Raw genomic sequence first — 9,951 nt, 5'->3', positions numbered from 1 at the left:
CTTCGACGCCAAAACAGAAGCGGACAGATCATGTGCTACCAAACCGGACAACTTGATTAGCTACCGACAGGCTCGGCATCGGGCTTGGCGCGCGCAGGGTGAAGCCGGGATGCCGGCATCACTCTCGGGCATGCGCGGCCGTCGTGGGGATATGAAACGTCCCTATCACAAATCTTGACCTTCCCCGCACTTGCACCTCTGGCCGCTCTCTGGCTTTTTGGGACACCCATCCGAGCGGACTGATTCGTCACGCCGCTCTGCGTCGATTGCCGTTTTGCGGTGTGATCGATCTGGCGGGGCGTGAAGCGCGAGCGACTGGCGAAGGAGAAGACGCATGGCCGAGTTCAAGAAGCCCGAGATCTCCGAGATGAGACCCAAGATCACCGTTGTCGGCGTCGGCGGCGGCGGCGGCAACGCCATCAACAACATGATCGCCGAGCAGCTTCAGGGCACCGAATTCATTGCCGCCAACACAGATGCACAGGCGCTCACCATGTCCAAGGCGACGCGGCTGATCCAACTCGGCGCGCATGTAACCGAAGGGCTGGGCGCCGGATCGCTTCCCGAGATCGGCCGCGCCGCGGCCGAGGAATCGCTGGACGAGATCATGGACCATCTGGCCGGCACCCACATGTGCTTCGTCACCGCCGGAATGGGCGGCGGCACCGGAACCGGTGCCGCGCCGGTCATAGCCCAAGCGGCGCGCAAGGCAGGCATCCTGACGGTCGGCGTCGTCACCAAGCCGTTCACTTTCGAGGGCAGGCGCCGCATGCAGATGGCCGAAGAAGGCATCGAGCGGCTGCGCGAAAGCGCCGACACCGTGATCGTCATCCCCAACCAGAACCTGTTCCGGATCGCCGACGCCAAGACCACCTTCGCCGATGCCTTCGTCATCGCCGACCGGGTGCTCTATGCCGGCGTCAGCTGCATCACCGATCTCATCGTCAAGGAAGGCCTGATCAACCTCGACTTCGCCGACGTCAAATCGGTGATGCGCGGCATGGGCCGCGCCATGATGGGAACCGGCGAGGCGTCAGGCGATAGCCGGGCGATGAAGGCGGCGGAAGCCGCCATCGCCAACCCGCTGCTGGACGAAATGTCGATGAAGGGCGCCAAGGGCGTGCTGGTCTCGATTTCCGGCGGCCGCGACATGACCCTGTTCGAGGTGGACGAGGCCGCCACGAGAATCCGTGAAGAGGTCTATGAAGACGCCGACATCATCGTCGGCGCCATCTTCGACAAGAGCATGGAAGGCCGGTTCAGGGTTTCGGTGGTGGCCACCGGCCTCGACCGCGGGCTCGGCGTGGAAGATGCCGATGCCGGCATGGCGCACGACCATTCCATGCCATTCGCGGCGCGGACGTTGCAATAGGCGCTGCTCGCCGGCGGCCTTGGCCGCTGCCGGGCACCTCGACGTCGCCGGCGCACCACCAAGTTCAGCCTGGACCTGATCACCCGAAAGCGGCTTGCCGAATGGTGCGATCCGCTCACCGGCGAATGCTGGGCGCCGCCGCTTCGCCTGGACGGCGACGATGGTGATCGAGTTCCTGTGCGAAACGTAAGTCGACACCGCTTTCTTTCGCTGCCGCTGTGACCCTGACCGGTGCCACGCCCGGTGTTCGCTCGTCCATTCTCGTTGAAAATCAGCGTTTGCAGGCGCTTGGCGCTTGACTCCGATGCGTCCATGTGAAAAATTTTGCAGAAACTGAAAAAAATATCAGAGGGCGGAACGTGGTTGGATTTGGAAACGGCCTCTTGCGCGATGATGAAACCGGCATGGCGGCACGCGCCGCCTGGCTTCATTACGCCGGCGGCCTGACCCAATCCGAGGTTGCCAAGCGCCTCGGGCTGACCAGCCTCAAGGCCCACCGCCTGATCACCAAGGCCAATCAGGAAGGGCTGGTGAAGGTCTATATCGACGGCGAAGTCTCGGAATGCGTCGAGCTCGAGGACGAGCTGTCGCGCCGCTACGGCCTCGATTATTGCGAGGTGGTTCCCGATTTCGATTCCGAGGAGTTGCCGCTCAAGGCGCTCGGCATCGCCGGCGCGCAATTCCTCAAGCGTGAGATCGAACGCGGCGAGCAGGCGCTGATCGGCGTCGGCCATGGCCGCACGCTCGCCGCCTGCGTGGAATACCTGCCGCGCAGCTCGACAGACAAGATCCGCTTCGTTTCGCTGCTCGGCGGCTTGACGCGGAAGTTCTCGGCCAACCCGCATGACGTCATTCACCGCCTCGCCGAGCGCACCGGCGCCGAAGCCTATGTGATGCCGGTGCCAATGTTCGCCAACACGGTGGACGACCGCGCGGTGTTGCTGGGACAGAAGGGCATCAGCGAGGTTTTCGATCTCGCAAGATCCGCCGACCTTTTGTTTGCCGGCATCGGCACGGCCGAACGCGAAGCCTCGCTCGTCGCCACCGGCATGATCGAGAAGGGCGAGATGGAGGAGATCCGCCGCAATGGCGGCGTCGGCGAATTGCTCGGCCATTTCTTCGACGATGCCGGCAAAGCGGTGGCGACAACCCTTTCCAATCGGGCGCTGGCGCTGGCGCGCGAGGACATCGCCAGCCGCCGGATCGTCGCGGTCGCCGGCGGCAAGGTCAAGGTTCGAGCCGTCAAAGCGGTGCTGGAGGGCCGCTATCTCAAGGGCCTGATAACTGATGAGCGGACAGCGCGATCGCTCGTGGAGGAGACGCCAGTCGGGTAGCCGGCGTCGGTTCAGTTAAAACTACCCTGTGGAGGAGAAGACCAAATGCATGAGAAAGAGAAAGACCTCATTGACGCTTTCCTGCGCGGACAAGTCGACCGTCGTGGGCTGATCAAGGGCCTGGGTGCGATGGGCCTTGCCGCCGGCACGGCCGGTACGCTGCTCAATTTTGGGCAGACCCGGGCGCTGGCCGCCGACTTCGACTGGAAGGCGCACCAGGGCAAGACCATCAAGCTCCTGCTCAACAAGCATCCCTATGCGGATGCGATGATCGCCAACCTCGAAAACTTCAAGCAGTTGACCGGCATGAATGTCGTCTACGACGTGTTCCCGGAAGACGTCTATTTCGACAAGGTCACGGCCGCGTTGTCGGCGAGCTCGCCCGAATACGATGCCTTCATGACCGGCGCCTATATGACCTGGACCTACGGCCCAGCCGGCTGGATCACCGACCTCAATGAATGGATCAAGGATCCGGCCAAGACCAACCCCAACTATGCCTGGGATGACTTCCTGCCCGGCGTCAAGAACTCCTGCGCCTGGAACGGCAAGCCGGGCGGGGCCCTGGGGTCCGAAGACGCCAAGCAATGGTGCATTCCGTGGGGCTTCGAACAAAACAACATCACCTACAACAAGGGGATGTTCGACAAGGCAGGCGTCAAGGTTCCCGGCAATATGGACGAGATGGTGGCCGCGGCCGCCAAGCTCACCAAGGATGTCGGCGGCGGCGTCTACGGCATTGGCGTGCGCGGGTCGCGCTCCTGGGCGACGATCCATCCGGGTTTCCTTTCGGCCTACGCCAATTTCGACCAGAAGGACCTGAACGTGTCGGCCGACGGCAAATTGTCGGCCGCCATGAACACCGCCCAGTCCAAGGCTTTCCACAAGCAATGGGTGCAGATGATCCAGGAAAGCGGTCCGAAGGACTGGTCGACCTACACCTGGTACCAGGTTGGCGCCGATCTCGGCGCCGGCGCCTCGGCGATGATCTTCGACGCCGACATCCTCGGCTACTTCATGAATGGCGGCGACAACAAGATGGCCGGCAAGCTTGCCTTTGCCGCCTTCAAGGCCAACCCGGAGGCCAAGGCGCCAACGCCGAACATCTGGATCTGGTCGCTGTCGATGTCCAACTTCTCCAAGGACAAGGACGCCACGTGGTACTTCATGCAGTGGGCCTCCGGACCCGAGCATGCTCTGTTCGGCGCCACCAAGATGGATTTCGTCAATCCGGTCCGCCAGTCGGTCTGGAAGGATGAGACGTTCCGCGAGAAGCTGAACAAGAGCTATCCCGGTTATGTCGAAATGTTCGACGCCTCGGCGCCGGGCGCCTCGATCAAGTTCACGGCGCAGCCGCTGTTCTTCGATCTCACCACCGAATGGGCGGCGACGCTGCAAAAGATGGTGGCCAAGGAAGTGCCGGTGGACGAGGGTCTCGACAAGCTGGCCGAAAGCATCAACGGCCAGCTCAAGGAAGCCGGCCTCGGCTAGATGTAACAGAGGACCGGCCAGCCTTGGCAGGCCGGTCCTCACCTGACCTTTTCAAGATTGCGACGCGGGGCCGTAAGGTGGCCGCCAATTCGCCCGACCGGCCGCCTTGCTCCCTTGGGCGGCCGGCAGGGCGGAGCGACAGGGACAACGGAGCAGCACGATGACTGCGGTGGTATCGCAAAGGCCCAAGCCCTCGGGCTTCAGGATCAGCAAGAGAGTGCTGCCCTACGTGCTCAGCCTGCCGGCTCTGCTGGTCTGCATCGGCATCCTGATTCCGTTCCTGACCTCGGTCGTCTATTCCTTCCAGCGCTATCGGCTGAGCCAGCCCTGGGCGCGGCAGTTCAACTGGGGCGACAACTATATCTCCTTCTTCACCGATCCGAAGTTCTGGAACACGCTCAAGATCTCGCTGCTCTATGCCGGCACCACGGTGGTGCTGGAACTGCTTCTCGGCCTCGCCATCGCGCTGCTTTTGCAGAAGCGCTCGACCCTGAACAACTTCATCTCGATCATGCTGCTGATGCCACTGATGACGGCGCCGGCACTGGCCGCGCTGATGTGGAAGCTGATGACCAATCCCGGCTTCGGCGTGCTGAGCTATCTTGCCAGCCTCATCGGCTTACAGGATTTCCGCTGGGCCTCGTCGCCGTCGACGGCTTTGTTCACCGTCGTTCTCGTCGATATCTGGGTCTACACGCCTTTCATCATGATCCTGCTGCTTGCCGGCCTGCGCAGCCTGCCGACGCAGCCCTTCGAGGCCGCGGCCCTCGATGGCGTGCCGAGGAGCTTCGTCTTCTTCCGCATCACGCTGCCGATGCTGACGCCGTATATCCTGACGGCGACTTTGTTCCGCCTGCTCGATTCCATCCAGCAGTTCGACATCATCTACGCCATGACGCAAGGAGGACCGGGCGACACGCTGACCGTCTTCCAGGTCGAGGCCTATCTCAACTTCTTCCAGTCGACCAATGTCGGCCGCTCGGCGGCGCTGATGATCATCCTGTGGGCGATCACCTATTTCCTCTCCAACATCTTCATCAAGAACTGGCTCAGGCTGCGCGAGCGCGCCCGTGGCCAGGCATAGGAGGAGGCAGCCATGGAACACACCTCCTTGCTTGAACGCACCCTGCGCGGCGCGGCACTCACGCTGGTCGTGATCTTCTTCATGTTCCCGATCGTCTGGATCCTGATGATGTCGTTCCAGACCAACGAGACCATCCTGCGCATTCCGCCGCAGCTGGTCTTCGAGCCGACGCTTGCCAACTACACAGCGCTGATCACCGGCAAGCTGACGACCGCCGCCGGGACGCTCGACATCGCCTTCATGCGCAACCTGTGGAATTCGGTGTTCCTGTCGGTGACCTCGGTCGCGGTCTCGCTGCTGCTCGGCGTCCCGGCGGCCTACGCCTTCGCGCGGCACAAGTTCCGCGGCTCGGAGGACATCGCCTTCACGCTGCTGTCGTTCAGGTTCGCGCCGGCCCTGCTGGTGCTGTTGCCGCTTACGCTCTATTTCCAGAAGCTCGGGCTGGCCAACACCTATATCGGGCTGATCTGGGTCTATCAGCTGATCTGCCTGCCGCTGATCCTGTGGATCGTGCGCGGCTATTTCGAGGATATTCCGGCCGACATCGAATATGCCTATCGCATCGGCGGCCATTCCTGGTTTGCCACCTTCCGCAAGATCGCGCTGCCGCTCGCCGGCCCCGGCATCGCCGCTGCCGGCCTGCTTGCCTTCATCTTCGCCTGGAACAATTTCGTCTTCGCGCTGGTGCTGGCCTCGGCCGACAAGCAACCGGTGACGGTCGGCGCGCTCGCCTTCATCACCTCCTCGGGCATCCAGTACGGCCAGATCTCGGCGGCCATCGTCCTGTCGATCACGCCGACGCTGGCGCTCGCCCTCTATGCGCAGCGCTACCTTGTCGAAGGCCTGTCGCTCGGCGCGGTGAAGGGGTAGTTCCATGGCCAGCCTCGAACTCAGAAACCTCGTCAAGCGCTACAAGAGCCAGACCGTGCTCGACAATCTTTCGCTGACCGTCGCCGACGGTGAGACGCTGGTCCTGTTCGGACCCTCCGGCGCCGGCAAGACGGTGCTGCTGCGCCTCGTCGCCGGCGTCATCGACCCCGACGAGGGCAAGATCCTCATCGGCGGCGAGGACATGACCGACGTCGATGCCGAATTTCGTGGCGTCGGCATGGCGTTCCAGAATTTCGCGCTATTTCCGCATATGAGCGCGTTCGACAACATCGCGACGCCGCTGGAGGCCAAGCGGTCGTCGCAGGGCGCGATCAAGGCCGGCGTCGAGAGCGTCGCCAAGCTGTTGAAGATCGCCCATGTGCTCTCCCACAAGCCGCGTGCGCTCTCCAATGGCCAGAAGCAGCGCACCGCGCTTGCCCGTGCGCTGGTCGGCTCGCCACCGCTGCTGCTGCTCGACGATCCCTTGCGCAATGTCGATGCCAAGCTGCGTTTCGAGATGCGTCTCGAACTGCCGCGCCTGCTAGCCGACCGCGGCGCCACCGTCGTCTACGTCACCCAGGATTATAAGGAAGCCATGGCGCTCGGCGACCGCATCGCGGTGATGTCGCAAGGCGTCATCAGCCAGCTCGGCACGCCCGAACAGATCTATCGCGAGCCGGCCAACATCGAGATCGCGCGGCTGTTCGGCGACCCGACCATCAACCTGCTCGACGTCAAGCCGGCGCTTGGCGCCAAGGGAATCCATGTCGCCCTGTCGAATGTGCAGGTCCATCTCGGCGGGGCTCCCGAGACCGCGGTCGGCCGCGACTGCATCATCGGGCTCAGGCCGGAAGCACTGCATTTCGTCGGAGAAAATGAACCCGGCGCCATTCCGGTGACGGTCGAGGCCGAAACCCCGCTCAACGAAAAGATCGTCACGCTGGTGCGCACGTTGCGCGGCCGCGAGATCCTGGTTTCGCGGCCGGCCGGAACACCGGGCCGCAGCGAAGGCAAGGCCCACATTGCCGTCGACGGCAAGAGCGCCCTGTTGTTCGATCGCGCCGGCGGCGAGCGCATCGGCTCGAAGAATGTCGTCAGTTTGCGCAACGGAGAAGCCGCATGAGCGCGAGCGCACTCACCATTTCCGGGGTCGACAAATTCTATGGCCCGATCGACCGGGGCGTCCACGCCGTCAAGAAGCTGACGATGGAGATCGGCAAGGGCGAGATCGTGGCGCTGCTCGGTTCGTCCGGCTGCGGCAAGACCTCGACGCTGCGCATGATCGCCGGCTTCGAGGAGGTGTCGCGCGGCGCGATCTCGGTCGCCGGCCGCCAGGTGCACACGCTGCCGCCGGTCAGGCGTAACGTGGCGATGGCCTTCGAGGGCTATTCGCTCTACCCGCCGCTGACGGTGCGCGAGAACATGGCCTTCGCGCTCAAGGCGGCCCGGCTGCCCAGAAGCGAGGTCGAGGCCAGGGTCGCCAGCATCGCCAAGCTGCTCGAGATCGAGGATATATTGGAGCGTTACCCAAGCTCCATCTCCGGCGGCCAGCAGCAGCGTGCCAGCCTCGGCCGGGCGCTGATCCGCGACGCCGATTTGCATCTGCTGGACGAGCCGATGGGGCAGCTCGAACCGCAGCTGCGTGCCGTGCTGCGCGGCCGCATCAAGCATTTCATCAAGGAGCGCGGCTTGACAGCGATCCTGGTCACGCACGACCAGACCGAGGCCAATGCGCTTGCCGACCGCATCGCGGTGATGGAAGGCGGCGTGCTGCAGCAGTTCGATACGCCGGACAGGATCAAGGAGCGTCCGGCGAACCTGTTCACCGGCACCTTCGTTGGCGAGCCGCCGATGAACGTCTTCGAGGCCTATGTCGGGACGGCCGCCGGCCGCATCAATCTCAGGCTTCCCGACGGGCTGTCGCTGGACTACGACAAGGACGCCTTCAGCGCTCCGGTCCGCGACCAGCTGCTCAGCCGCGAGCGGGTGGTCATCGGCATCAGGCCTTATGCGGTGCGGCGCTCGAAGGAGGGTGTTCCCGCCAGGGTCTCGGCCAACCAGTGGCTTGGCGACCAGACCCATATCGCGGCCGATTTCGCCGGCGGCTCGCTGGTCCTGGTCGAGCACGACCGCACCCGGCTGGACCTTGGCGCGCCGATCAATGTCAGCATCGACCCGAAGAACCTGCATGTCTTCGACCAGGCGAGCGGCGAGGCCATTTCGCACGGCATGGAGCTCGCCTGATGCGTGATCTCTTGATCGGTATCGACGCCGGTACTTCCGTCATCAAGTCCATCGCCTTCGACACGAAAGGCCGGCAGATCGCCGCCGCGGCAACGCCGAACCATTACGAGACGCTGCCGGGCGGCGGCGCCGAACAGGATCTGGCTTGCACATGGGCCGACGCGGCGGCGACCTTGCGCCAGCTCGCCGAGAAAGTGCCCGATCTCGCCAGCCGGACGATCGCCATCGCGGTGACTGGGCAGGGCGACGGCACCTGGTTGATCGACGGCAAGGGCGAGCCGGTGGCAAAGGGCTGGCTCTGGCTCGACGCGCGCGCCGCCGGCGTCGTCGAGGAGATCCGCGCGCGGCCGGAAGACAGGCTGCGCTTCGAAAAGACCGGCAGCGGCCTCGCCGCCTGCCAGCAGGGCTCGCAGTTCGTGTTCATGAAGCGCAACATGCCTGAAATGCTCGACAAGGCGGCGACGGCGTTTCATTGCAAGGATTGGCTCTATTTCAAGCTGACCGGCGAACGCGCCACCGATCCTTCCGAGGGAACCTTCACCTTTGGCGATTTCCGCACCCGCGACTATAGCGAGGATGTGCTCGACGTGCTCGGCGTCGCCGACCTCAGGCATTTGCTACCGCCGGTCACAGACGGCACCAGGCACAGCGCCGGTCTGTCGCAGGCGGCGGCCGCCGCCACCGGCATGCTTGCCGGCACGCCGGTCGTGCTCGGCTATGTCGACGTCGTCTGCACCGCGCTTGGCGCCGGCCTGCTCGACCGCGAGCGCAAGCCCGGCTGCACCATCATCGGTTCCACCGGCATGCATATGCGGCTGGCCGAGACGCCGGACGACGTGCAACTGAACGAGGCGGCAACCGGCTACACCATGGCCATGCCGGCGCCCGGCGTGTTCGCGCAGATGCAGTCCAACATGGCGGCGACCCTCAACATCGACTGGGTGCTTGGGCTCGCTTCCGGCATCCTCGCTTCGCAAGGCATCACCCGCAGCAATGGCGAGATGATCGCGCTCGTCGACACCTGGATCGCCGCCTCGCAGCCCGCCTCGCTGCTCTACCAGCCCTATGTGTCCGAGGCCGGCGAGCGGGGGCCGTTCGTCGATGCCAATGCCAGGGCCGGCTTCGTCGGCATATCCTCGCGCCACGGCTATGCCGACCTGGTGCGCGCCGTCTTCGAGGGATTGGCCTTCGCCGCGCGCGATTGCTACGCCGCCATGGGGCCATTGCCGCGCGAGATCCGGCTGACCGGAGGCGCCGCCCGAAGCCCGGCGCTGCGCAAGATCCTCGGAGCCGCCGTCGGCGCAGACATCCGCACCAGCCAGCGCGAGGAGGCCGGGGCGGCCGGCGCGGCGATGATAGCCGCGGTCTGCGTCGGCCTGTACAAGTCGATGGACGAATGCGTCGCGGAATGGGTGACGCCGCTGCTTGGCGAGGCGGAGCCGAGTGATCGGGACCTCGCCGCGATCTACGACAGGATGACCCCGTCCTACATGTTGGCGCACCAGGCGCTGCGGCCGGTCTGGCGCGCGATGGCTTCGGTGCAGGCAAATTGAGAA

At 64.3% G+C, this 9,951-nt stretch carries 8 protein-coding genes; all 8 read left to right on the top strand.

What is annotated here, in order from left to right; translation table 11 throughout:
• Window positions 1–334: 334 nt before the first annotated feature.
• Complete coding sequence (ftsZ, locus tag FJ426_RS27705) at window positions 335–1,372, top strand: cell division protein FtsZ (RefSeq protein WP_140497755.1); 1,038 nt, start codon at window positions 335–337, stop codon at window positions 1,370–1,372.
• Between the two features lie 359 nt (window positions 1,373–1,731).
• Complete coding sequence (locus FJ426_RS27700; RefSeq protein ID WP_181165158.1) at window positions 1,732–2,706, top strand: sugar-binding transcriptional regulator; 975 nt, start codon at window positions 1,732–1,734, stop codon at window positions 2,704–2,706.
• Window positions 2,707–2,751: 45 nt separating this feature from the next.
• Window positions 2,752–4,197 (top strand): extracellular solute-binding protein, encoded by a 1,446-nt coding sequence (locus FJ426_RS27695; RefSeq protein WP_140559298.1) that lies wholly within the window; start codon window positions 2,752–2,754, stop codon window positions 4,195–4,197.
• A 160-nt stretch (window positions 4,198–4,357) separates the two neighbouring features.
• Complete coding sequence (locus tag FJ426_RS27690) at window positions 4,358–5,281, top strand: sugar ABC transporter permease (protein WP_013896837.1); 924 nt, start codon at window positions 4,358–4,360, stop codon at window positions 5,279–5,281.
• Between the two features lie 12 nt (window positions 5,282–5,293).
• Window positions 5,294–6,151 (top strand): carbohydrate ABC transporter permease, encoded by an 858-nt coding sequence (locus FJ426_RS27685; protein ID WP_140497759.1) that lies wholly within the window; start codon window positions 5,294–5,296, stop codon window positions 6,149–6,151.
• A 4-nt stretch (window positions 6,152–6,155) separates the two neighbouring features.
• The gene (locus tag FJ426_RS27680) at window positions 6,156–7,274 is read left to right on the top strand and encodes an ABC transporter ATP-binding protein (protein ID WP_140497761.1); all 1,119 of its coding nucleotides are present in this window, start codon (window positions 6,156–6,158) and stop codon (window positions 7,272–7,274) included.
• The gene (locus FJ426_RS27675) at window positions 7,271–8,395 is read left to right on the top strand and encodes an ABC transporter ATP-binding protein (RefSeq protein WP_140559299.1); all 1,125 of its coding nucleotides are present in this window, start codon (window positions 7,271–7,273) and stop codon (window positions 8,393–8,395) included. Before FJ426_RS27680 ends, FJ426_RS27675 begins: the two co-directional genes overlap by 4 nt.
• Window positions 8,395–9,948 (top strand): FGGY-family carbohydrate kinase, encoded by a 1,554-nt coding sequence (locus tag FJ426_RS27670; protein ID WP_140559300.1) that lies wholly within the window; start codon window positions 8,395–8,397, stop codon window positions 9,946–9,948. Before FJ426_RS27675 ends, FJ426_RS27670 begins: the two co-directional genes overlap by 1 nt.
• Window positions 9,949–9,951 lie beyond the last annotated feature (3 nt).

It is taken from the genome of Mesorhizobium sp. B2-6-4, assembly GCF_006441495.1.
GTDB lineage: Bacteria > Pseudomonadota > Alphaproteobacteria > Rhizobiales > Rhizobiaceae > Mesorhizobium.
Note: the sequence above shows the minus strand (reverse complement) of the source record. Positions and strands in the feature narration are given on the sequence as shown.

Bases quoted from the DNA above. Each gene is read 5' to 3' on its own strand.
- FJ426_RS27685 (WP_140497759.1), top strand. From the start codon at position 5,294: ATGGAACACACCTCCTTGCTTGAACGCACCCTGCGCGGCGCGGCACTC.
- FJ426_RS27670 (WP_140559300.1), top strand. From the start codon at position 8,395: ATGCGTGATCTCTTGATCGGTATCGACGCCGGTACTTCCGTCATCAAG.
- ftsZ (WP_140497755.1), top strand. From the start codon at position 335: ATGGCCGAGTTCAAGAAGCCCGAGATCTCCGAGATGAGACCCAAGATC.
- FJ426_RS27690 (WP_013896837.1), top strand. From the start codon at position 4,358: ATGACTGCGGTGGTATCGCAAAGGCCCAAGCCCTCGGGCTTCAGGATC.
- FJ426_RS27675 (WP_140559299.1), top strand. From the start codon at position 7,271: ATGAGCGCGAGCGCACTCACCATTTCCGGGGTCGACAAATTCTATGGC.
- FJ426_RS27695 (WP_140559298.1), top strand. From the start codon at position 2,752: ATGCATGAGAAAGAGAAAGACCTCATTGACGCTTTCCTGCGCGGACAA.
- FJ426_RS27680 (WP_140497761.1), top strand. From the start codon at position 6,156: ATGGCCAGCCTCGAACTCAGAAACCTCGTCAAGCGCTACAAGAGCCAG.